Raw genomic sequence first — 24,934 nt, forward strand, 5'->3', positions numbered from 1 at the left:
ATGACAAAGATATAAAAAAATAGACAAGTCTGTCTATTTTTCTAAAAAAAATGGAATTTTCCACTCTTTATGTTCTCCTTTTTTTATAGAAATGTAATGTTGTCCCATAGCTAATTCTTCAGTATTTATATAGGTTACAATACCAAATTGACCAGTTCTATGATGTATTTGTCTGATATAATTAGGAGCTAAGATTTTTTTATCATTTACTTTTAAAGTAACATAAGTTTTGTAGCAATTTTGTAGAATTTCATTTTTATTATCACTGTCTAAATCTTCATCAGTATACTTACAAATTTTTCTACGTAATCTATTTTCATAGGTAAATAAAGGGATAAAAACTTTGAATAATTTATGATCTATTTTTTCTGATTCAATTTCTGGTTCTATTAAATATGTACTTTCTGAATTAGTGTCGGCATAGAAAACAGGACGAATTAAATTGTTATTGTGGTATTTTTTAGGATTAATTAAATACAGAATATTGGTTTCTGAAATTTGGTATATAGCTGTAAATGCACCACTAAATATGAAAACTAACATTAAAAGTACAAGTCTTTTTTTCTTTTTAAAGTTAGATCCAAAAATCATACTTACTTGTAAAATCGATTTATATAACGGTCCGAAAGTAACCATAGAAACAAACTTATTCACTTTGAAAGTAAAAATTTGAAGTTCACTTTTTTCCTTGTTGTTTTTTAAATTAGCGTAGACTGAAAGAAACATTTGCAATACAAATAGTATTCCTAATATAAAAAGAGGTATTAATAAGTAGATAGGATCAACCGTTTCAGAAAAAGCGTTATAGGTTAAGATATAAATACTTGCTAAGAAAGAAAAGTAAGAATATATGAGTAAGAATGTAAAAGCTACAGAAAAGATAACACTACACAACTCATCTACTTTTTCTATAGAATCCTTGAGTTTAGGTAAAATTTCTAACATCTTTTCTGTGTATATTTTAGAATATGCACTATCCTCTATACTATAATCAGGAAAAACTGAATTTAGTCCAACCAACCCAATCCAATAAGCTCTTAAAGAGAAATGAATAACAAACATAGAAGCTAAAATGCTAATGGCAAATAAACCAAAGAATACAACCATGTAGGCAGAAAAATATAAATCGAGACTAATAATATCTATAAACTTGTTCGTTAGCCATCCAATAATTCCAAAAAGTTTAAATGTACCAAATATAGCTACAGCAGATACTAAAAGCTCGGCTTCCCAACTTTCATCTTTTAATCTTTGTAACCATTGTTTTGCAGAGTTTTCAGTTGATTTTTCCATTTCTAGAACTAATTTTTACGAATATAAAGTATTTAAGTTGATCATCAATAAATTATACAATTCTCTCAGATTTAACATAAAGATTGTTAAATCTTTAATAAAATAAATTTTATTTGTTCACTCTTTTTATATATTTGTTAAACAAAACTAATCAAACATCATGAAATCACTACTTTTTAAACTATTGGCTATAATCTTAGTTTTAGGTTTTACTACACCTGAATATGAAACTTTTCAAGGTAAAGCTATTTATTTTTCTAAAGCAAAGTTAGAGTTAGGAAGATGGGGAGCTAAAATGAGTGAAATGCAAAAAAAACAGATAAAGGCTAGATTAAAAAATAGATTAGAAAAAGAATATGTATTAACATTTAATAGAAAAGAATCATTCTTTAAAGAAGAAGAAAAAATTGATGCAATATCTGGCGCAACAGATTCTTGGGGGAAAAATTTCTCACCAGGTGATCAGTATAAAAACATTCAATCTAACGAGTTAATTCAGAGTCAAGAATTTTATGGTAAACGTTTTTTAGTAAAAGATCAATTGCAAAAAATTCAATGGAAAATAGGGAGCGAATCAAAAAAAATAGGCAATTATTTATGTATGAAAGCTACAGCTTCTATTCCTACAAAAGAACTCACTTGGTATAATTTTTCTTGGAGTGATTTAAGAAAAACTGAACAGAAAAAAGATTCTTTAGGAAACACAGTTGAGCCAAAAATAGAAATGACTGAAGTAGAGGCTTGGTACACACCACAAATTCCTGTAAGTCATGGTCCAGCAGAATATTGGGGGTTACCAGGGTTAATTTTAGAAGTAAGTGCAGGAAATCAAATTATGTTATGTTCTAAAGTTATTATGAATCCTAAAGATAAAATAGAAATTGAAGCTCCTGAAAAAGGAAAAGAGATTACTAAAATGGCATATCAAGAAACCATAAAAGGTAAAATGATTGAAATGAGAAACAATAGAGGTAGAAGGAGAAGATAAAAACCAATAATAAATACCTAATTGTATTCTTATGAAGAAAATAATATTTCTTTTTTTCTTTTCGATAATCAGTAATTCATTTTCACAAGTTACTATTTCTGGAGTAGTTAAAGATACTTTGAATACTCCGTTAGACTTAGCAAATATTATTGCTATAAACCAAACAACTAAAGTTTTAGAATCTTACGGAATTACTGATTCGAAAGGAAAGTTTGAACTTAAATTATCGAAAAATAAATCCTATAAAATTCAAATCAGTTATATAGGTATGAAAACTTATGAAGAAATTATTCAGGTAAAAGAAGTGAATCTTAAGAAAGATTTCATTTTAAAACCTGATAATTCTTTAGATGAAGTTGAAATTACCTACGAAATGCCAGTAACTATAAAAGGTGATACATTAATTTATAATGCAGATTCTTTTAAAAATGGTACAGAACGAAAGCTTGAAGATGTTTTAGAAAAACTTCCTGGAGTTGAAATTAATGAAGATGGACAAATAGAAGTAGAAGGGAAGGTGGTAAATAAACTCATGGTGAACGGTAAAGATTTCTTTGATGGCGACACGAAATTAGCCACAAAGAATATTCCTTCTAAAGCTGTAGATAAAATTCAGGTTTTAAGAAATTATGCTGAAGTTGGTCAGTTAAGAAGTGTAAGAAATAATCAAGATAATGTTGCTTTAAATATCAAACTAAAAAAAGGAAAAGAGAATTTTTGGTTTGGAAATGTAACAGCAGGTGGAGGAAAGTCTCCAGACGAAAGTTTGTATTTATTACAACCAAAATTATTTTATTACAGTCCAAAATATAGCATCAATTTCATTGGAGATATTAATAATATTGGAGAAGTAGCTTTAAACAGAAGAGATATTCGAGGTTTTGGAGGTGGATTTAGAGCTCCAAGTAGGAGTAGTGGAACGAGTATAAATTTAGGAGATAATAGCTTAAATTTTCTAACCAACCAGAGTAACGCACTTAAAATAGAAAACAAACTGGCGACGATGAATTTTAATTATTCGCCAAAATCTACTTTAGATTTAAGTGGTTTTTTAATTTATAACAATAGCAAAATATTATCTAGAGAAACAAGTTTTGTTCAATATACAAATCAAGAATTAGGTATACCAGATGAAGCAACTGATCAATCTACGACAGAACGTTCAGATCAAGGATTATTAAAGTTAAGTGCATCTTACAAGCCTAATGTAAATAATCAGGTAGATTATGATGTAATAGCTAGAGTTTCAAAAGATCAACAAGATCAAAATTCGTTTTCTTCAGTAATTGGAACGACAACACAATTTGATGAAGTTTCTCCTTATAGTATCAATCAAAATTTGAATTACTATTATACTTTAGATGATACTAATATTTTTGCCTTAGAAGCACAACATTTAATTAAAAATGAAGATCCTTTTTATAATGCTGTATTAGCCAATACCAACAGTACTTCAGATCCTTTCGATACAACAGCTGCAGCTTTAGGATTAGATACAACTCAAGATAATTATAATATCAATCAAAATAGGAGGATAAAATCGAATCAATTAGATGCTAAACTAGATTATTACAATTTAATTAATTCTAAAAGTAATATCAATTTAACTTTCGGAACCATTTTAAGTTCTCAAGAATTTGATTCTAATGTATTTCAGTTTTTAAATGATGGATCAGAATTTAATCCGACTCCAACAATAAACGATGGTAAATTAGGAAATAACATTACATATAATTTTAGTGATATTTATTTAGGAGTTCACTATAGAGTAAAAAAGGGAATTTTCACAATTACACCAGGTTTTTCGTTACATGCTTATGGAAATAGTAACACACAATTTGGAGTAACATACGACGAAGGTTTTTTTAGAATTTTACCAGATTTTGAAACACGAGTTCAATTCAAGAAAAGTGAAGCACTTACTTTTCGTTACGAAATGAGAAATCAATTTACTGACGTTACTCGATTAGCAGAAGGATTGGTGTTGAATAATTTTAATAATATTCAATTTGGAGAGCCAGAACTACAAAATGCTTTGTCGCATAATTTGAGTTTATTTTATAGTAGTTTTAATTTATTCAACTATACAAATATATTTGCAAGAGCTTCTTATTCTAGAAATATAGATCAAATTAGGAGCTTAACAAATTTTGAAAATGTCATACGAACGAGTACATTTTTCAATTCTAATTTTGCAGATGAAAATGCTAATGTTTTTGGAAGAATTCAAAAGACATTCGGTAAAATAAGAGCTAGTTTTGGAACAGGTTTAAATTACAGTAAGATTAATCAGTTTATTCAAGGAATTCAATCGTTAAATGAGCGTTATGTTCAAACATACACTCCAGGTATTAGAACGAATTACTTAAAAGCTCCTAACATCAATTTAAGATATCGTTACAGTGTGTCTACCAATATTCAAGGTAGTAGAAAAACAACTTTTACAACAAATACACCATCGATTGAATTCGATGCTTACATATGGAAATCAGTAACTTTTCGAACAGATTATTCCTATACAAATCAGAGTTCTAATGAAGGGAATTCTCAATCTTTTCAAAATTGGAATGCAACATTTTCATACAGAAAAAATAATGATGCAAAATGGGAATATGAGATAAAAGCAACAAACTTGTTAAATATAGATTCCCAGATACGAAATAATGCAAATAATTTCTCTGTATTTAGTTCAGAGACTTTTATACAACCTCGTTTTGTAACCTTTAGGTTTGTATACAACCTATAAAAAAAAGCGAAGAAATTATTTTTTCTTCGCTTTTTCTACTAATTCTATTTTTTCTAAAGATGTCTTGGTGGTGAAAAGTCCGTAATTGATAAATGCATTTTTCTTTTCAATTTTATCAATAGTTCCAACAGAGTTTCCGTCAATTAAACGTACTCTATCTCCAGTCTTATATACGTATTCTGATCTAGCTTTTGCTTCTTTTTGAGCTTCAACTTTCTTTTCTTTTCGAACTTCAATGACTTGTTTAAGTACTTCTTGTTCTACTTTTTTTATCGCTTCTTTTTGTTTTGTTTCAGAGGCTTTATCCTTAGCTTTTTGTTGTTTAGTTTGTTTTTTGGGTGGATTCTTTTTTGTGTGTTTTGTTTTCTCTGAAGCTACCCATTTAAAAAAGTTAGCAGATAATTCTTTCTTATTATTGGTTTGAAAGTATTTATTCAACAATTCATTCAGTTTTCTTCCTAAAGACAACATACGCTGATTGTTATCATACAACTCTTGAAAACCTTCTAATTTCTCTTGAATACGTTGCTCTTTTTCCTGTAAACTTTCAATATGTTGCTGTCCTTTAGATTTTTGTTTTTCTAAGTTATCAGACGTTTTTTGAAGTCTATTTCGTTCTTTCTGAAGTTTTGAAATGGTTTTATCTAAACGAACTTTTTCACTTTCTACACGCTTTTTAGCTCGGTTAATTAAACTGTAAGGAATTCCGTTTTTCTGAGCTACCTCAAACGTAAAAGAACTTCCAGCCTGACCCACAAAGAGTTTATACATTGGTTCTAAAGTACGCTCATTAAATTGCATATTAGCATTCGTAACATTTTCAAGTTCGTTAGCCAATACTTTCAAGTTAGCATAATGCGTAGTAATAATTCCAAAGGATTTTTTCTCGTAAAATTCCTCTAAGAAAATTTCTGCTAGTGCACCACCTAATTCAGGGTCAGATCCAGTTCCAAATTCATCTATTAAGAATAACGTATCGTCATTACATTTTCGTAGGAAATAGCGCATATTTTTTAAACGATAACTGTAAGTACTTAATTGATTTTCTATAGATTGATTATCTCCAATATCAGTTAAAATAGTACCAAAAATACAAGTCTCACTTCGCTCATGAACAGGAATTAACATTCCACTTTGTAGCATGGCCTGTAATAAACCTATGGTTTTTAATGTAATACTTTTACCACCAGCATTCGGACCAGAAATAACAATAATTTGCTGTTTTGTATTCAGCTCGATAGTTTGAGAAATGGTTTCTACTCCTTGTTCTTTGTTTTTTCTCCATAAAACTGGGTGATAAGCGTCTCTTAAAAAGATTCTTTTATCAGTAGAAATTTTAGGTAATAATCCGTTAATTTCTCTAGCATATTTAGCTTTAGAGGCAATTACATCTAAGTGAATTAAAAAAGTTAAATATGCCTCTAATAAAGGTGTAAAAGGTCTTATTTCTTCAGCTAAAGCACGAAGAATTTTCACGATTTCTTGTTTTTCTTCGTACAGGAGATTTTGTAATTCTCTACTGTAAGATAATGTTGCTTGTGGAGCTATGTAAACAATATTTCCAGATTTAGAAGAGCCTAGTAAACTACCTTTAACCTTTCTTCTGTGCATAGCAATAACAGCTAAAACACGTTGATTGTCAATAATAGTTTCTTTAATATCATCTAAATACCCATTGTTTATACTGCTGCTTAAAGCTTTAGAGAAACTTTCAGAAATCTTACCTCTAACATAATTTATATCTTTTCTTAACTGTTTTAGCGTAGAAGAAGCATTATTCATAATTTCACCATGAGGTAAAATAATTTTATGAATAGCATCAGATACATAAGTTGTAAACTCAATATCTTCACTCAGTTGAAATAAATTAGGATAATATTCTTTGAATTTCTTTAAAAACTTTTTTTGTTCGTTTACAGTTTTAGCTACAGTAGCAATTTTTAAATAAGCTTCTGTTTCTAAATAACTATTTTCTATAGCTAAGCGTTTAATGAATTCTGAAATATTATCAAATCCATGATTTGGAATTCGATTTTCATTTTCAAAAGAGCTTAAATATTCATTAACCAATTGTAATTCAAAAAGTAACTCTTCTTGAGACTGAATTGGAGTTATTTTTAATACGTGTTCTTTTCCTAATGATGTAATACTAAATTCAGACACTTGTTGTAAAACAGTGTTGAATTCTAAATCTTGCAATGTTTTTTCTGAAATATTATGTTTCAAATTTCCTATTTTTGGATAAACAAAAATAATAAGAATGCAAGTAAATATTGCTGAAAGCTGGAAACATATTTTACTAGAGGAGTTTGAAAAACCATATTTTCATGAATTAGTAAACTTTGTAAAAAGTGAATATCAAAATCATACATGTTATCCTAAAGGTTCAGATATTTTTGCTGCATTTGATTATTGTGCATTTGAGGATGTAAAAGTTGTAATTATTGGTCAAGATCCATATCATGGAGTAGGGCAGGCGAACGGATTATGTTTTTCTGTTCATGATGGAATTACACATCCTCCTTCATTAATTAATATTTTTAAGGAAATAGAAACCGATTTAGGTATTTCGTATCCAAAATCTGGTGATTTATCACGATGGGCTAAGCAAGGAGTTTTATTATTAAATGCAACATTAACAGTTAGAGCACATGAAGCTGGAAGTCATCAGAAAAAAGGATGGGAACAGTTTACAGATGCTATTATTAGCAAAATTTCAGAAGAAAAATCTGATGTCGTTTTTTTACTTTGGGGTGGATACGCGAAGAAAAAAGGAGCTAAGATTGATAAAAAAAAGCATCATGTATTAACTTCTGGTCATCCTTCGCCATTGAGTGCAAATCGTGGTTATTGGTTTGGAAACAAACATTTTTCACAAACTAATGATTTTTTAAAGCAAAAAGATTTAACAACAATCAATTGGTAGTTTTCTTTATTTTTTAGGAATTAAACATCCACAAGGAGGTTTTTTTCGTCTTACTACTTTAAGATGAATCTTCTTTGTCCCATTTTCTTTATAATATTGAGTTAGGTCGATAGTTTCTCTTTTTTTACCATCAACAACAAAAAAGATTTTATGATCTAAGAGAATATCATTCAAAATTGTTACTTTGAATTGTAAATGCTTCTTCTCTTTTTTAATGTAATTATAAGGTAAAAATAGTTTATTGATACTGTCTCTTTTGTTTAAAGCTCCAATACCCGAAGCACCTTTGGCGTTTTTAATAATCTTTGTATTCTTCCAAGGAAAATCTACAGATTCTACTTTAAAAGGAATTAAATAGACCTTAAGTTTATCGAAGGATTCATCATAGTGAACAGGAATATAATCAATGTAAGTCTCTTTAAGAATAGAATAATTAAGATAAACTAGTTGATTTGGTTTAACGCCATCAAAAGTAAAAGTATCAGGAGTAATTAAACCAATATCATATACATCGTCATTTGCGTTATTCTTTGATTTTTTAACAACAGGTGGAGAAGCTATATAATACTTCGACACATAAAAATCTTTAAATTTTTTATTCTCTGTATTATTTTTTTGATGTCCAAAAGGGATTCCTGAAACTTCTTGGTTATTTGTATCCCAACTAAAACCATTAAGCCTTTTAACAGCGATAGTTCCATCACTATATCTAGGACTAACTATTTTTCCACTGTCAATTTTAATACTTGTATTACAACCATACAATGAAATTTGTTGTTTACTTTTATGAGGTAAAGTACTTTTAGAAATACTGAAGTTTAAGTATCCAGTATTTTTCACATTATAATTATTTTGAGACTGTCCGACAGTGTAAAATAGAAATAGTACAATACTAATACTCTTAATTATAAATTTCATTTTAATAACGCTTTGATTATATCAAACTTATCGTTTTAATCACAAAGGTTATTATTAAAAACTATGGGAGTGCCTTTTTTAGGTATGAGAAATGGTATTTAAGTTATAAAAAAATTATTCTATTGCTATATGAGGTAAAATTGTTTGATTATAATAAGGAAGTGTAATAGCATCTAAAATATCTTCTGTAACATCTGGATATTTAACTTCCACTATTGATTTTGATTTTAACCATTTTTCAATTTTTGGAAGTTGTTTTTTACTTAGTTTCTTAAGCACAGAGATTCCCATTTCTTTTAATGCAAGCGCATTGCATTGTTGCTCGTATTGATTTTTCATAGGAATAACCATTAACTTTTTCCTTAAATACAAGGCTTCTGCTGGGGTTTCAAAACCAGCACCGCATAAAACACCACTAGAAGAAGCAATACTTTTTATAAACTCTTTTCCATCAATTGGTCTTATGATAATATTATTGTGTAATTGAAATTGATTGGTGTGTTTTGAGAATATTTCCCATTTTGTAGTTTTAAATTTAGAAAGTAGTTTAATTAATTTCTTATCTCCATAAGCAGGAAGATATACAGTGTAATGTCCTTTATTGGTAATGCTTCTTAAACGAATTTCTTTTCTGATAATAGGTAAGAAGGTTGCTGAAGAGTAGGTTTTAAAATGAAAACCAAATCTGTTTTTAGCTGGAGCATAATATTTTAAGATAAAACGTTCTAGTTTAAAATTGCTACCGTATTTAGGAGCATTTTCATCTGCAACAGCATTTTGATGACTTAAAGAAATTATTGGGGTATTTCTCAATTTACAAGCCCAAGCAGAAACAGGTTCAAAATCGTTTATAACTAAATCATAATCTTGAACTGGTAAAGATTTTACTTCTCTCCATAAATTACGAAATTTTGATTTTTTAAAAGTTTCCAGTAAATCAATTCCTCCCTTTTTTCCAAAAATGAAACTCAAACCATACATTTTGTATTTAACTTCAAAAGGAAATTGTAATTCACACTGGTATCCACTAACTAATATATCTACTTCTGCTCTTTTTTGTAAATGAGGAACTATTTCTAAAGCTCTACTAGCATGACCATTTCCTGTACCTTGAATTGCGTATAAAATCTTCATAATTATTTTGAAAATTTTTGAATGTTAAACTCTTCTAATAATCCTTCAAAAAGCTGACTATTACTTTGTTCAGCTTGTATTAATTCTACATCAGATACTTCGATATTATTTGGTAATTTTTTAGCCAAATTATCTTTTTCGTATTCGTATAATTTCCATTGTTTATTATTGTATTCTAATGCTGTTAGATTTTCAATCCAATCACCAGAATTTAAATACATTGTTTTTCCTTTATCATTTTCTATGCTACGCATTTCTGGTTGATGAATATGTCCGCACACTACGTAATCATATTGATTATCAATAGCAATTTCAGCAGCTGTAGTTTCAAAGTTATTGATGAATTTTACAGCGCTTTTTACACCGTTTTTTATTTTCTTGCTGAAAGACAATCTATTGTAGCCTAATGTTTCACTAATCCAGTTTACAGCAGTATTTAACATGATTAAGGAATCGTAACCAACGCTTCCAAGCTTAGCAAGCCATTTAGAATGTTGCATCGTAACATCAAAAACATCTCCATGAAAAAACCATCCCTTTTTCCCATCAATATCTAAAACAACTTTATTTACAATTTCGAAACTACCTAATTGAAATCCTTTAAACTTACGAAGCATCTCATCATGGTTTCCTGTGATATAATAAACTTTTGTACCAGAAGTAATAAAACTCATCAGTTGACGAATAACTTTCATATGAGCTTTAGGAAAATACCTCTTTTTAAACTGCCATATATCTACAATATCTCCATTTAAGATTAATATTTTTGGATTTATTGTTTTTAAGTAATTATTCAGTTCCGTAGCTCTACATCCAAAAGTTCCTAAATGTACATCTGATATCACAGCGATGTCTAGTTTACGACGTTTGCTTTTTTTCATTTTAAGTTAGATAGTTTTTCTTCTTAATGGCTTAAGAGAAAGAGGTTAAAATAATTTGTACTAAATTATAGTTTAAGTGCAGTGTAATCGTAAACCTTTAATTAATTGATTGTTAGTGAAAATTCAAATTAAAGTAAACATTGTAAATTTTGTGTAAATAAAAAAGCACCGAAGTTTCCTTCAGTGCTTTCTTTTAAAAAAAGTATGTTTTTTATTTATTGTATAAAACCCATGTTCCTTGTTCTAATAAAGGAATTGCTTGTTTATACTTAACTTCTTTTTCTTCACCCGACATTACGTTTTTAATAGTAACTCTTTCGTTTCTACCTATTTTTGGTTGCTCACGAACTACTGTTTCTACAGCTTGTTGTTCTTGAGTTTGTTGTTGACGAGCATTACTGATAGCTTGTTGAGTAGAGTTTTGAACTTCGTCTTTACGTAAGTCTAATTGCTCTCTTTTTTGCTCTTGCGCTTCAGAAATTTGAGATTCATCTTCTTGCGGAAGTTTCCCTTTAAATAAGAATGATAATACTTCCTTGTTTACTTTATCGATTGTTTTTTGGAATAATTCGAAAGCTTCGAACTTGTATACTAATAACGGATCTTTTTGCTCATATGTTGCATTTTGCACAGTTTGCTTTAATTCATCCATTTTACGTAAATGATCTTTCCAGTTTTCGTCAATTATTGCTAAAGTGATATTCTTTTCAAAATCGTTTACTAATGATTTACCTTTAGATTCGTATGCTTCTTTTAAGTTGGTAACTACACGTAACGTTTTAGTTCCATCAGTAAAAGGAACTACGATTCTTTCGTAACGATCTCCTTCATTTTCAAAAACTCCTTTGATTACTGGATACACTTGAGAAGCATTTCTATCTGCATCTGCTTTATAGTTTTCAGTAACTAATTTGTATAATTGATCAATTAATTCTTGTTCTGGTTTAGCATTGAATTCATCTTCAGTAAAAGGAGAAGTCATAGACGAGAAACGAATCAGTTCAAATTCGAAATTTTGAAAGTCTTTCGTTAATTTATTCTGACGAACAACAGCATCACAAGTATCATAAATCATGTTTGCGATATCGATCTGTAAACGCTTTCCATCTAAAGCATGACGACGACGTTTGTAAACGAATTCACGTTGAGCATTCATTACATCATCATATTCTAATAAACGTTTACGAATACCAAAGTTATTTTCTTCTACTTTCTTCTGCGCTCTTTCGATAGATCTAGTTACCATTCTATCTTGAATAACTTCACCTTCTTTTAATCCTAATCTATCCATAACCTTAGCGATACGGTCAGAACCAAATAAACGCATTAAGTTATCATCCAAAGCAACAAAGAATTGCGAAGAACCAACGTCTCCTTGACGACCAGCACGACCACGTAACTGACGATCTACACGACGTGAATCATGACGTTCTGTACCAATAATAGCTAAACCACCAGCAGCTTTAACTTCATCAGAAAGTTTAATATCGGTACCACGACCAGCCATATTTGTTGCTATCGTTACTTGTCCAGGTTTACCAGCCTCAGCTACAATATCAGCTTCTTTTTTGTGTAATTTTGCATTTAAGATGTTGTGAGGTATTTTACGCATTTTAAGCATTCTACCTAACAATTCAGAAATTTCTACAGAAGTTGTACCCACTAACACCGGTCTGTTTTCACCAACTAATTTTACAATTTCTTCAATTACAGCATTATATTTTTCACGAGTAGTTTTATATAATAAATCTTCTTTATCGTCACGTGCAATTGGTTTATTTGTTGGAATTTCTACAACGTCTAGTTTATAAATTTCCCAGAATTCACCTGCTTCTGTAACAGCAGTACCTGTCATTCCAGATAATTTACGGTACATTCTGAAGTAGTTCTGTAAAGTAACTGTAGCAAACGTTTGTGTAGCATCTTCAATTTTTACACTTTCTTTAGCTTCAATTGCTTGGTGTAAACCATCTGAGTAACGACGACCGTCCATAATACGACCTGTTTGCTCATCTACAATCATTACTTTATTATCTACTACAACATATTCAACGTCTTTTTCAAATAAAGTATAAGCTTTTAAAAGTTGATTCATGGTGTGAATGCGTTCACTCTTCACACTAAAATCTCTATATAATTCTTCTTTTAATTCAGCTTTTTGTTCTGGAGTACCTTCGTTACCATCAATTTCAGCTATTTTGATACTGATGTCTGGTAAAACGAAAAATGTATCATTTTGTGTTCTTTCTGAAAGATGACCAACTCCTTTATCAGTTAAGTTAATCTGGTTATTTTTTTCTTCAATAGTAAACCATAATTCAGCATCTACTTCAGGCATTAACTTATTATTATCCTGCATGTAGAAGTTTTCAGTTTTTTGAAGAATTTGTCTAATTCCTTCTTGAGATAAAAATTTGATTAAAGCTTTATTTTTAGGTAAACCTCTGTAAACTCTCAAAAGTAAAAATCCACCTTCTTTAGTATCACCTTCTTTAAGTAATTTTTTTGCTTCAGATAAAACACCTACTAAATATTTACTTTGTAAAGAAACTAAATCAGCAACTAAAGGTTTTAATTCATTGAATTCGTGAATATCTCCTTGAGGAATTGGACCAGAAATGATTAACGGAGTTCTAGCATCATCGATTAAAACAGAATCTACCTCATCAATAATAGCATAGTTAGGTGCACGTTGTACTAAATCTTCTTTAGATGAAGCCATGTTATCACGTAAATAGTCGAAACCAAACTCATTGTTTGTTCCGTAGGTGATATCAGCGTTGTAAGCTTTTCTTCTTTCTTCTGAATTTGGTTGATGGAAATCAATACAATCTGTAGATAAACCATGGAATTCGAAGATAGGAGCCATCCAAGCGCGGTCACGTTTTGCTAAATAATCATTAACAGTTACTACGTGAACTCCTTTTCCTGTAAGTGCGTTTAGGTATACTGGTAACGTAGAAACTAAAGTTTTTCCTTCACCGGTCATCATTTCAGCAATTTTTCCATTATGTAATACAGAACCACCAATTAGCTGTACATCATAATGAATCATATCCCAAGTTACTTCTTTACCAGAAGCATCCCAAGTATTTGCCCAAAGCGCTTTATCTCCATCTAATTCAATATGTTCTCTTGTAGCAGAAAGCTCTCTATCGAAAGGAGTAGCATTAACCTCAATATTTTCATTTGTAGCAAAACGTCTAGCCGTTTCTTTAACAACAGCAAAAGCTTCAGACATAATATCTTTTAAAACTTGTTCAGAAGCTTCGTAAGCTTCATCTTTAAGTTTATCAATTTGAGTATATATGTCTTCTTGTCTGTCTATATCTGCAGATTTAACTTCTTCTTCTAATTGAGATATTTGATCTTCAAAAGATTGAGTTGCAGCAGTTATTTTAGATTTAAATTCTACAGTTTTAGCTCTTAATTCATCGTGACTTAATTTAGCTAAATCATCATTAAAAGCCTTTATATTATCTATAATAGGCTGTAGTTTCTTTAAATCTTTCTGTTGTTTGTCTCCAACAAATATTTTTATAATTGAGTTTAAAATGCTCATTCTATGTGGTTTTAAAAAGAAGAATTACTTCTTATTTATGTCGTTGATTATGAATTGCTTAAAAATAAGCAAAAAAAAAGCCTCGTATGAGACTTTTAAGTTTTATTGTTTTCGTTAATATTCATCTTCATTCCAAAGATAATCTTCTTCGGTTGGGTAATCTGGCCATATCTCTATAATAGAGTCGTAGACTTCTCCTTCATCTTCAATATCTTGTAAGTTTTCTACCACTTCTAGAGGAGCACCAGTACGAATTGCATAATCAATTAATTCGTCTTTAGTGGCAGGCCATGGTGCATCTGCTAAATAAGATGCTAATTCAAGTGTCCAATACATTTCTAAATCTGTTTTTAGTTTTCTGCAAAAATAAAATTTAAACTGAAAAAGTCAAGTTTTTTCTTAAAAATCTGAATTCAATAAATAAAGAACTTTTTCTAAAGCTTTGTTGGTATCCATTTAACCTCATCAGCTTGTAAGTCTTTCGACAACTTCCGTGCCAATACAAAAAGGTAGTCAGATAGTCGGTTTAAGTACATTAAAACGTTAGAATTAACCTCATCTTCATGACTTAAAGTTACCGATAAACGCTCAGCTCTTCTACATACGCAGCGTGCAATATGACAGAATGACACTGTTTGATGTCCGCCTGGTAAAATGAAATGTGTCATTTGAGGAAGTAAATCATTCATTCGATCCATTTCTGTTTCTAAAAACTGAATTGCTTCATCATTAACCTTTGGGATATTTAAACGCTCTTTTCCGTTTTTTAATGTTTCTTTTTCTGGAGGAGTAGCTAGCATTGCTCCAACTGTGAAAAGTTTATCTTGAATATCTATCAAAGTTTTTTTAGATAAATCATCAATATTTTGGTCTCTAATCAAACCTATGTAAGAATTGAGTTCATCAACAGTTCCATAGCTTTCAATTCGTAAATGATCTTTCGGAACTCTAGTACCTCCAAATAGGGCAGTAGTACCTTTGTCTCCAGTTTTAGTGTATATTTTCATTCGGTTGTTTGTTTTCTGATTAAAATTCAATTTTATTTAAGATATATTCTGGGCAACGTGTAGGTCTATTGGTCTTAATATCAATAAAAGCTAAAGTTGTGCTTCCAGAACATAATAATTCTTGATGTTGGTTCGTTATCTCATAGTCGAATTCGATTTTAACAGCAGGCTTCTTTTTTAAAATGGTTTTTATGGTAAGTTGGTCATCATACAAAGCTGATTTTTTGAAATTACAATTTAAGGAAATAACCGGAAGCATTACTCCATTTTTTTCCATATCTTTGTAATTCACCCCTAAGGAACGAAGCCACTCTGTTCTACCAATTTCAAAATATTGCGCATAATTACCGTGATAAACAACCCCCATTTGATCTGTTTCGGCATATCGGACTCTAATGTTTGAATAATGTTCAGGCAAAATTGTAATGTGATTGATTAAATCAAATCTTACATAAAAAAAAAATAATAATCAATACCATTTTGATTTTTTTTTACTGAAATTTATTCACACTTTTGTTCGTCCGAAACGGAAGGATTTTTAACGTTATTTTTCACTACTTTTTTAGGGTGAAAAATAGAAAATTTGTGAAGAGCTTAGATGAATAAAACTGCTGAATTAGTATGGTTAAATTGCCTGTCTTTCATAGAGGACAATATTAAGCCCCAAGCTTATAAAACTTGGTTTGAGCCGATAAAACCTGTGAAATTATCTGGAGAGGCATTAACAATTCAGGTACCTAGTAAATTCTTTTATGAATGGTTAGAAGAACATTACATTAAATTATTACGTGTCGCTTTAGTTCGAGAACTTGGTGAACATGCCAAATTAATTTATGATGTTCGTATGGAAAATACTTACAGTAGTAACAATCCTAAGATTGTTAAAATTCCAAGCGCAAACAGAAATCCACTCAAACCACAAAAAGTAACTGTACCTTTAGAAACAAAAAGAGAGTTGAAAAACCCTTTTGTTATCCCAGGATTACAAAAAGTTAAGATCGAATCTCAATTAAATCCAAATTACAATTTTGATAATTTTGTTGAAGGTGATTCAAACAGATTAGCAAGATCTGCTGGTATGGCTGTTGCTAATAAACCAGGTGGAACTTCTTTTAATCCTTTGTTAATTTATGGTGGAGTAGGTTTAGGAAAAACACACTTAGCTCATGCTATAGGTGTTGATATTAAAGATAAATATCCAGATAAAACTGTTCTATATATTTCTTCGGAGAAATTTACCCAACAATTTATAGATTCTGTAAAATCTAATACAAGAAATGATTTTATTCACTTCTATCAAATGATAGATGTGTTAATTATAGATGATGTTCAGTTTTTATCAGGAAAAGCTGGTACTCAGGATGTTTTCTTCCATATTTTTAATCATTTACATCAAAATGGAAAACAGGTAATTCTTACTTCTGATAAAGCACCTGTTGATATGCAAGATATTGAACAACGTTTATTGTCTCGTTTTAAGTGGGGACTTTCAGCAGAACTTCAGAATCCTGATTATGAAACTCGTATTTCTATCTTACAGAAGAAATTATTCAGAGATGGTGTAGAGATGCCTGAAGACATAGTTGAATACATTGCTAAAAATGTAAAAACTAACGTAAGAGAATTAGAAGGAGTAATTATTTCTATGATAGCTCAAGCTTCATTTAATAGAAGAGAGTTTACTTTAGACTTAGCAAGACAAATTGTTGATAAGTTTGTTAAGAATACCAAAAAAGAAGTGTCTATAGATTACATTCAAAAAGTAGTTTCAAAATACTTTGATATGGATGTAGCAACTTTACAGTCTAAAACTAGAAAGAGACATGTTGTACAAGCAAGACAATTAGCCATGTATTTCGCAAAACGTATGACAAAATCTTCTTTAGCAAGTATTGGAAGTCAAATAGGACAACGAGACCATGCTACTGTACTTCATGCATGTAAAACTGTTGATAATTTAACAGAAACTGACAAGCAATTTAGAAAGTACGTAGAAGACTTAACGAAGAAATTAACATTCTAATTTAATTTATAATGAATATACTAATGGTTTGTTTAGGTAATATTTGCCGTTCACCATTAGCAGAGGGGATTTTAAAATCCAAATTAGATGCCGAGCATTTTGTTGATTCGGCTGGAACCTCTGGTCATCATAGTGGAGAGTTACCAGATAGAAGATCTATTGAAATAGCAAGATTAAATGGTTTAGATATTACGGATCAAAGATCAAGAAAATTTACAGTAAATGATTTTGATAATTTTGATATGATTTATGCTATGGATTCTAGTAATTATCATAATATTATTCAGCTTTCAAGAAATGAAGAAGATGTTGATAAAGTGAAAATGATATTAAATGAATCTTCTCCTGGAGATAATTTGAATGTTCCAGATCCTTACTATGGAGGAGATCAAGGATTTGTTAATGTATATAATATGCTTGATGAAGCATGTGAAATAATTGCATCTAAAATTCAATAATTATGATTGGTAAGTTATATTTAATTCCTACTACACTTGGAGATACAGAACCTTTAGAGGTCATGCCTATTTCTGTAAAAAAAGTTATTGAACGTTTAGATTATTTCATTGTTGAAAATGAAAAAACAGCGAGAAGGTATATTAAAAAAATAACGCCAAACAAACCACAATCATCTTTAAACTTTATGATGATTGATAAATATTCACACGAACTAGAAACCAGAAATTATTTAGATGTTTGTGATGAAGGTATTTCTGTGGGAATTCTTTCTGAAGCAGGAGTTCCTGGAGTTGCTGATCCGGGTGCCACAGTAATTAAACAAGCACATGAAAAAGGAATACAAGTAATTCCTTTAGTTGGACCATCTTCTATCTTAATGGCAATGATGTCTTCTGGTTTAAATGGGCAGAATTTCGCATTTAATGGATATTTACCTATTGATAAATCTGATAGAAAAAGAAAAATAAAGGAGTTAGAAAAATTATCAAGAGATAAGGAACAATCACAGTTATTTATTGAAACTCCTTATAGAAATAATAAAATGCTTGATGATTTAAAAGCTACACTACAATCAAATACTCAATTGTGTGTAGCTTGTGATATTTCTTTACCTACAGAATACATTAAAACTTTTCCCATTCAAAAATGGAAAACTGAAAACGTTGATTTACATAAAAGACCAGCGATCTTTATTATTCAAGCGTAAGTAAATTAAAAAAAGTTATAAAGTAATTGTGTTTCTTATACAGTTGCTTTTTTGTCTGCCTTGATATGTGATAAATCATACCCAGCAAATTTTTTCATATAACTTTTAATAGATGTTCCATATGCATCTTTAAATTGGTAGTTTCCATAAGAACGTAAGAATTTCTTTACATTACCAGGTCCAGCTAAATGAGCAGAAGCTATTATTCCAGACTCCGTAATAAGTATTCCATTTATTCTTTTACCAACAAAACGGGAAATATCCCTTCTTAAAATCCATTTATTCACCCTACAAAGAGCAGTGAAAGCCCTCTCTTGTAGTTCAGGGTTTTTCAGGAATTTTTTAGTATCGTAAATTTTAAATCTCTTTAAAGTACCTTTCCCAAACTGATATTTACCTAGAAATCCATGCGTGTTAACCACATAGTATCTTCCTTGGGATTCTTTAAAAGCTAAAGCTTCTTTGAATCCAACGAAGTTTTTCTCAAGTTTAAGAATGTCTTTAGTCGTTTCGTAGTTTACAGGTGTTGTTACACCTTTTTCGTCTTTCTTTTCTAATTTTTTTGTAGTAAAACTTATAAGCGTAATACTAACTAACAATATCCCTAATTTTCTGATAATTAATATACTTTCTATTTGGCGGGCGCAAAGGTATGACAAAAAAAAGGATTAAAACAAATCTCAGGATTTTGTAGATTTAGTGGTTTTTAATTATTCGTAAAATTTCAAATTTATTTTAAAGGATTTATAAAAAAGAATGTAAATTCAGTGTTAAATTCTTTTAAAATAAGTTAATTGAGTTGAAATAATTTTTTGTTAAAATTATCGCTTAATTCCTTGATTATTAATCCAAAACTGATATTTCTTAGCATTTCTGTTGTGTTGAGATAATGTTTTAGCAAACTCATGAAAGCCAATATTATCTACACTAGCACACATAAAAAAGTAATCGTGTTGTGCAGGATTTAAAACTGCTTCAATAGAAGATATGTCAGGCATAGCAATCAAAGTAGGAGGAAGCCCAACATTCTTATAAGTGTTATATGGTGATTTTATTTCTAAATCTTTAAAAAGTACTCTTTTAACTACAAAATCTTGACCATGTTTTTGTTTTAAAGCATATATAATAGTAGGATCAGCTTCTAAAGGCCATTTATTTTTGTAGCGATTTAAATACAATCCAGCTACTTTTGGACGCTCAGAAATTTTTGCTGTTTCTTTTTGAACTATAGATGCTAAAGCAATTACTTGATCTTTAGTCAAGCCTTGTTTTTTAGCTTTTGCTAGCCTTGAGGCATTCCAAAACTTATTATAATAGGAAAGCATTTTGTTTCTAAACTTATCTGCTGAAGTATTCCAATAGAATTCATATTGATTAGGAATGTACATAGCAAGAGCAGAAGCTTCAGTAAAATTTTGTTTTTTCAAGAAATCACTATCCTTAAAAGAGTTTAAAAGAGTAATACTATCTGTTTCTAATTGTTGCGCAATTCTACCCGCTAATTTTTCTAAAGTATCTTGATTGTTGAATGAAACTTTTACTGGTGTTTGATTACCAGAACGAAGTACATTAACGAGATCATTCAAACTCATTTGTTCTTTTAAAGTATATTTACCACCCTTGGGTTTTGTGAATTTTTTCTTTTCTGCAACCCAATTAAAATCATCTGTATCTTTTATAAAACCACTAAGTAACTCTTTAAGTTCTGTCATTGTAGTTTTAGAAGGAATAAAAATATCTCCACTTTTAATAACAGCAGGAGCAAAAATTTTTTGATAATACGTAAATCCTACAATTCCTAATACTATAAATAAACCAAGAGTTATGTATATGATTTTATTCTTCATGAATTAATTGAAATAAAATTTCGTTTTTATATTTTCCATTAACCAATATCCAATCCTTTTTAATTCCAATGTTTTTAAAACGATGCTTTTTAAACAGTGACAAACTATTATGATTATCTTCTGTAATATTGGCGTACAATTGATGTAAATGTAAGGTTAAAAAACTATAGTTAATTAAAATTTTTAAAGCTTCAGAAGCATATCCTTGATTTTGAAAGTTTTTATGAATGATTATTCCAACTCCAGCTCTTCGGTGTTGTGGATTAAAATCAAATAAGTCGATCAACCCAACTCTCTTATTTGAACTTTTTTCAATTATAACTAAACGAAGTTGCTTAGCTTCATATATATCTAAATGGCAATTTTCAATATATTGTTTTAGTAAAAAACGTGAAAATGGAGTTTGAGTATGACTCACTTCCCAGAATGATTCATCGTTTTCGATAGTAAATAGAAAATCTAAATCTTCGGGCTCAATTGCTCTTAAGACAATATGTTCACTTTCTAAAGTCTTCATTAAATTTCAATACTTCCTTTAAAGACAAAAGTAGCAGGCCCTATTAAAAGAATGTTCTTATAACTATTATCAGTGTAATCAAAGGTAACCGCTAAATTTCCACCTTCTACTTGTAAATCTACGGTGTTACTTTCTATTTTATTTAACTTATGCATGGCTAAAGCAACAGCAGTTACACCGGTTCCACAGGCTAAAGTTTCATTTTCAACACCTCTTTCATATGTTCTAACACGAAAAGAATTTGTATTTGTCTGTTCTACAAAATTGATATTGCTTCCTTCTTTTCCATAAATAGAATTTCTTAGTTTTCTTCCATTTGAAAAAACATCATAATCTCCAATGTTTTCAACTAGCTGCACATGATGAGGAGAGCCGGTATTAGCAAAAGCATAATTCTCATGAATCGTTACAGTATCAACATCAATCATTTGTAATTTCACAATATCATTATTAACTTCAGCAACATGTAAACCATCTATAGCTATAAATGTAGTTTTATTATTAATAACTCCAAGCTTATTGGCGAAAGCGACAATACATCTACCTCCATTTCCGCACATTGTACTTTCATTACCATCAGCATTGTAATAAACCATTCTAAAATCGGTATTATCATCGTTCTCTAATAAGATTAATCCATCTGCACCAACACCAAAGTTTCTATGACATAGTTGTGAAATAATCTTAGTGTTATTTTTTGGAAAGGTTTTTGCTCTATTATCGACCATAACAAAGTCGTTTCCTGTTCCTTGATATTTGTAAAAAGTAATTTCCATATGAATTACAAATATATGTATTTACTAAGGAAAATAGAGATGTTAAACGCTGGTTAAAGTGCGTTAAAATCAAGTTAAACAGATAAGCTTAAAATGTTAAAATTGTATATTTGAGTAACAAAAAATTTTAGAACAATATGAAGAGAGTTTTAGGAATAATAGGTGTTGCATTTTTAGGAGGTGCAACCGCTTTAGGAGGTTATAAATTATTTGTTGAACAACCTCAGGTGATCATTGAAAAAACAATAGATCCACAATTACAAACTGTTAAGGCTAGCTACACGCCCGCAGTTTTAAATACATCTTCTGTGCCTACAGATTTTACAGATGCTGCAGAAAAAACTGTGAATACAGTAGTACATGTAAAAAACACAGCTGTGAAAGAGGTGTATAATCCTTTTGAAGAGTTTTTTGGTCGTGGAGATGGAAGAAGCAAGCGTGAACAAGTAGGAACTGGAAGTGGAGTAATTATTTCTTCTGATGGATATATTGTAACAAACAATCATGTTATTGATGGAGCCACAGATATTGAAATTACATTAAACAATAGAAAAAAGTTAAAGGCAAATTTAATTGGAACTGATCCTAAAAACGATATTGCTTTACTAAAAATAGAAGCTGATATGGAATTACCATTTATCACTTTTGGTAATTCGGATAATGCTAAAATTGGAGAATGGGTGTTAGCAGTTGGAAACCCTTACAATTTAAATTCTACAGTAACAGCAGGGATTGTTAGTGCTAAAGGACGTGATTTAGAAGGAAACTCTAATATCGAATCTTTCATCCAAACAGATGCAGCAGTTAATCCAGGAAATAGTGGTGGAGCTTTGGTAAATACAAGAGGAGAATTGATTGGTATTAACACAGCAATTACTTCTAGAACAGGTTCATTTATTGGATATTCTTTTGCTGTACCATCTAACATTACTAAAAAAATAATTGATGATCTTTTAGAGTTTGGTAATGTACAAGAAGCTATTATAGGTGTTAGTATAGATAGTTCTACAAGTGAAATTGAAGGTGCTAAAATTAGTGCAATTGATGAGGATAGTGAAGCAACAAAAGCAGGATTAAGAGCAGGAGATATCATTACTAAAGTTAATAATGTTAAGATATCTAAGTTTTCAGATTTGAAAGGACAATTAACTGCTAAAAGACCTGGAGAATTAGTAGATATTACTGTTGATAGAAATGGTGTGGAATTAACCAAAACAGTAAAATTATCAAAAAGGGATATTTATGAAGCTAATAATTTTGGAATACATTTAAGAGATATAAATGATCTTGATAAGAAAAAATTTAATATCAAAGGAGGTGCTAAAATAGTTCAAACACGAAGAATGGGATTTGTTAAATATAAAGTTGGAAAGGGCTATATTATTATCAGAATAAATGGAAAGCAAATTAACAATGCAGAAGAAGCTGTTAAAATTTTAGATTTGCATCCACCAAGATCTGATAAGAGATTAGATATTGAAATTATAAGTCCAGAAGGCGAACTACAGAGATATAGATTTTAAAAGCTAATTAAATAAAAAAACTCGATATGAAAAATATCGAGTTTTTTTATTTGAAAAAAAGTTACGAAATCGTTTGAAATAACTACTTTTGCACCAAATTTTAAAAAAATTAGTTCACACAACTATGTCAATAATAACAAATTACGAGGAAGAAGTTGCTAATCAAGCTCAAATTAGAAGAGCTACAACTGAATTTATCAATATTGTAAACGATTTATGGTACGATAAATCAATTGAATTAGTATTATTTAGAAACCCATTAGTAGATAAAAGAGCTAGTGAAGTTTTAAATTTAATTGATTATGCTAAAGAATTTGTTGCAAAACCAATTTCTATTCAAGATGCATTAGATATTGCTAGAGCAATTCAGTCTATTGAATTACCTGCTTCAAAATTAGATATAGGAAAATTAGCTTACGAATATCATTTAATAGATGATGCTAGTTTAGAAAAAGTTGATTTTGTAAAGAATCAATTAAAAGATGCTAATCAAGCTAATGGTATCCAACCAAAAGACGTTGTTTTATACGGATTCGGACGTATCGGTCGTTTATTAGCAAGAGAATTAAGCAGTAAAATGGGTAAAGGTTCTCAATTACGATTAAGAGCTATTGTTACTCGTGGAAAGATTGATCAAAGTGTCTTAGAAAAAAGAGCTTCATTGTTAAGTATTGATTCTGTTCATGGTGATTTCTTAGGAACTGTAAGAGTAGATGCTGAAAATAATGCGTTAATCATTAATGGAACTTCAGTACAAATGATTTCAGCTGCTGCACCAGAAGATATTGATTATACTGCTTATGGAATTAATGATGCTTTAATTATTGATAACACAGGAGCTTTTAGAGATAAAGAAGCTTTAAGTAGACATTTACAAGCTAAAGGAGCAGGAAAAGTTTTATTAACTGCACCAGGTAAAGGAATTCCAAATATCGTTCATGGTGTAAATCACTTAGAAAATAATCCTGATACTATCGATATTTTCTCTGCTGCATCTTGTACTACAAACGCTATTACTCCTGTTTTAAAAGTTTTAGAAGATAATTACGGAATTAAAAAAGGACATTTAGAAACAATTCATGCATATACTAATGATCAAAATTTGGTAGATAATATGCATAAAAAATATAGGAGAGGTAGAGCTGCTGCTTTAAATATGGTAATTACTGAAACTGGAGCCGGAAAAGCAGTTTCTAAAGCATTACCTGCATTAGAAGGAAAATTAACTTCAAATGCAATTAGAGTACCAGTACCAAACGGATCTCTTGCTATTTTAAATTTACAATTAAATTCTGAAACAACTGCAGAAGCTATTAACGCTATTATGAAGCAGTATGCTTTAGAAGGAGATTTAGTTGAGCAAATCAAATATTCATTAAGTAATGAGTTAGTTTCTACTGATATTGTTGGTACAACTGCACCTTCAATTTTTGATAGTAAGGCTACAATTGCTGATGGAGATACTATCGTAATTTACGTTTGGTACGATAATGAATATGGGTATTCTCATCAAGTTATGCGCTTAGCGAAACATATCGCTAAAGTTCGTAGATATACGTATTATTAGTAGACGATTTTATATAATAAATGTTAAAAAGTTCGAAGTAATTACTTCGAACTTTTTTAAT

21 protein-coding genes are annotated in these 24,934 nt (G+C 29.9%); 8 read left to right on the forward strand and 13 right to left on the reverse strand.

Annotated features, from left to right (window positions below):
- Positions 1-33: 33 nt before the first annotated feature.
- Positions 34-1,293: a hypothetical protein gene (locus tag AQ1685_RS08730; protein WP_095071336.1), complete on the reverse strand. Its 1,260-nt coding sequence runs from the start codon at positions 1,291-1,293 to the stop codon at positions 34-36.
- A gap of 160 nt (positions 1,294-1,453) precedes the next feature.
- Between AQ1685_RS08730 and AQ1685_RS08735 the strand changes: the two genes are divergently transcribed.
- Entirely contained in the window at positions 1,454-2,281 is an 828-nt protein-coding gene (locus tag AQ1685_RS08735; protein WP_095071338.1) for a GLPGLI family protein, read from the forward strand.
- A gap of 31 nt (positions 2,282-2,312) precedes the next feature.
- Positions 2,313-5,027, forward strand: coding sequence for a carboxypeptidase-like regulatory domain-containing protein (locus AQ1685_RS08740; protein WP_095071340.1), 2,715 nt, complete (start codon positions 2,313-2,315; stop codon positions 5,025-5,027).
- Positions 5,028-5,042: 15 nt separating this feature from the next.
- On the opposite strand, the gene AQ1685_RS08745 is transcribed toward AQ1685_RS08740, so the two are convergent.
- Positions 5,043-7,253 carry an endonuclease MutS2 gene (locus AQ1685_RS08745; protein ID WP_095071342.1) on the reverse strand — a complete coding sequence of 737 codons (2,211 nt, stop codon included), beginning with the start codon at positions 7,251-7,253 and terminating at the stop codon, positions 5,043-5,045.
- Positions 7,254-7,287: 34 nt separating this feature from the next.
- On the opposite strand from AQ1685_RS08745, the gene ung reads away from it, so the two are divergent.
- Positions 7,288-7,953, forward strand: a complete 666-nt coding sequence (gene ung, locus AQ1685_RS08750) for a uracil-DNA glycosylase (RefSeq protein ID WP_095071344.1) — start codon at positions 7,288-7,290, stop codon at positions 7,951-7,953.
- 6 nt (positions 7,954-7,959) lie between these two features.
- Here the strand turns inward: ung and AQ1685_RS08755 are convergent, their stop codons facing one another.
- The 7 genes from AQ1685_RS08755 to AQ1685_RS08785 all read right to left on the reverse strand — a co-directional run bounded on the left by AQ1685_RS08755 (position 7,960) and on the right by AQ1685_RS08785 (position 15,873).
- The gene (locus AQ1685_RS08755) at positions 7,960-8,871 is read right to left on the reverse strand and encodes a hypothetical protein (protein ID WP_157730162.1); all 912 of its coding nucleotides are present in this window, start codon (positions 8,869-8,871) and stop codon (positions 7,960-7,962) included.
- Positions 8,872-8,985: 114 nt separating this feature from the next.
- A complete protein-coding gene (locus tag AQ1685_RS08760) occupies positions 8,986-10,005 on the reverse strand; it encodes a glycosyltransferase family protein (RefSeq protein ID WP_095071347.1) in 1,020 nt (339 codons plus the stop codon).
- A gap of 2 nt (positions 10,006-10,007) precedes the next feature.
- Positions 10,008-10,886 (reverse strand): UDP-2,3-diacylglucosamine diphosphatase, encoded by an 879-nt coding sequence (locus AQ1685_RS08765; protein ID WP_095071348.1) that lies wholly within the window; start codon positions 10,884-10,886, stop codon positions 10,008-10,010.
- A gap of 211 nt (positions 10,887-11,097) precedes the next feature.
- Positions 11,098-14,448 (reverse strand): preprotein translocase subunit SecA, encoded by a 3,351-nt coding sequence (secA, locus tag AQ1685_RS08770; RefSeq protein WP_095071350.1) that lies wholly within the window; start codon positions 14,446-14,448, stop codon positions 11,098-11,100.
- A gap of 114 nt (positions 14,449-14,562) precedes the next feature.
- On the reverse strand, positions 14,563-14,784 hold the full coding sequence (locus AQ1685_RS08775; protein ID WP_075343250.1) for a DUF2795 domain-containing protein: 222 nt from the start codon (positions 14,782-14,784) through the stop codon (positions 14,563-14,565).
- Positions 14,785-14,882: 98 nt separating this feature from the next.
- A complete protein-coding gene (locus tag AQ1685_RS08780) occupies positions 14,883-15,455 on the reverse strand; it encodes a cob(I)yrinic acid a,c-diamide adenosyltransferase (protein WP_095075038.1) in 573 nt (190 codons plus the stop codon).
- Between the two features lie 19 nt (positions 15,456-15,474).
- On the reverse strand, positions 15,475-15,873 hold the full coding sequence (locus AQ1685_RS08785) for an acyl-CoA thioesterase (RefSeq protein ID WP_095071351.1): 399 nt from the start codon (positions 15,871-15,873) through the stop codon (positions 15,475-15,477).
- A 180-nt stretch (positions 15,874-16,053) separates the two neighbouring features.
- On the opposite strand from AQ1685_RS08785, the gene dnaA reads away from it, so the two are divergent.
- The 3 genes from dnaA to AQ1685_RS08800 are packed head-to-tail and all read left to right on the forward strand — an operon-like array spanning position 16,054 to position 18,643.
- Positions 16,054-17,478 carry a chromosomal replication initiator protein DnaA gene (gene dnaA / locus AQ1685_RS08790; RefSeq protein WP_095071352.1) on the forward strand — a complete coding sequence of 475 codons (1,425 nt, stop codon included), beginning with the start codon at positions 16,054-16,056 and terminating at the stop codon, positions 17,476-17,478.
- An 11-nt stretch (positions 17,479-17,489) separates the two neighbouring features.
- Entirely contained in the window at positions 17,490-17,936 is a 447-nt protein-coding gene (locus AQ1685_RS08795; RefSeq protein WP_231970289.1) for a low molecular weight protein-tyrosine-phosphatase, read from the forward strand.
- A gap of 2 nt (positions 17,937-17,938) precedes the next feature.
- Positions 17,939-18,643 carry an SAM-dependent methyltransferase gene (locus AQ1685_RS08800; RefSeq protein WP_095071356.1) on the forward strand — a complete coding sequence of 235 codons (705 nt, stop codon included), beginning with the start codon at positions 17,939-17,941 and terminating at the stop codon, positions 18,641-18,643.
- Positions 18,644-18,678: 35 nt separating this feature from the next.
- On the opposite strand, the gene AQ1685_RS08805 is transcribed toward AQ1685_RS08800, so the two are convergent.
- The 4 genes from AQ1685_RS08805 to dapF form a co-directional block, all read right to left on the reverse strand.
- Positions 18,679-19,242, reverse strand: coding sequence for a peptidoglycan-binding protein LysM (locus AQ1685_RS08805; RefSeq protein ID WP_231970291.1), 564 nt, complete (start codon positions 19,240-19,242; stop codon positions 18,679-18,681).
- 222 nt (positions 19,243-19,464) lie between these two features.
- Positions 19,465-20,490 (reverse strand): endolytic transglycosylase MltG, encoded by a 1,026-nt coding sequence (gene mltG, locus AQ1685_RS08810; protein WP_095071357.1) that lies wholly within the window; start codon positions 20,488-20,490, stop codon positions 19,465-19,467.
- The gene (locus AQ1685_RS08815; protein ID WP_095071358.1) at positions 20,480-21,007 is read right to left on the reverse strand and encodes a GNAT family N-acetyltransferase; all 528 of its coding nucleotides are present in this window, start codon (positions 21,005-21,007) and stop codon (positions 20,480-20,482) included. Before AQ1685_RS08815 ends, mltG begins: the two co-directional genes overlap by 11 nt.
- Entirely contained in the window at positions 21,007-21,783 is a 777-nt protein-coding gene (gene dapF, locus AQ1685_RS08820; protein ID WP_095071359.1) for a diaminopimelate epimerase, read from the reverse strand. The genes AQ1685_RS08815 and dapF overlap by 1 nt, the downstream gene beginning before the upstream one ends.
- A gap of 137 nt (positions 21,784-21,920) precedes the next feature.
- Here dapF and AQ1685_RS08825 point away from each other — a divergent pair, with 137 nt between their 5' ends.
- Together AQ1685_RS08825 and AQ1685_RS08830 are read left to right on the forward strand one after the other, a co-directional pair.
- Positions 21,921-23,306 (forward strand): trypsin-like peptidase domain-containing protein, encoded by a 1,386-nt coding sequence (locus AQ1685_RS08825; protein WP_095071360.1) that lies wholly within the window; start codon positions 21,921-21,923, stop codon positions 23,304-23,306.
- Between the two features lie 124 nt (positions 23,307-23,430).
- Complete coding sequence (locus tag AQ1685_RS08830; protein ID WP_095071361.1) at positions 23,431-24,873, forward strand: glyceraldehyde-3-phosphate dehydrogenase; 1,443 nt, start codon at positions 23,431-23,433, stop codon at positions 24,871-24,873.
- Positions 24,874-24,934: the final 61 nt, after the last annotated feature.

This window comes from Tenacibaculum jejuense (genome assembly GCF_900198195.1).
GTDB lineage: Bacteria > Bacteroidota > Bacteroidia > Flavobacteriales > Flavobacteriaceae > Polaribacter > Polaribacter jejuensis.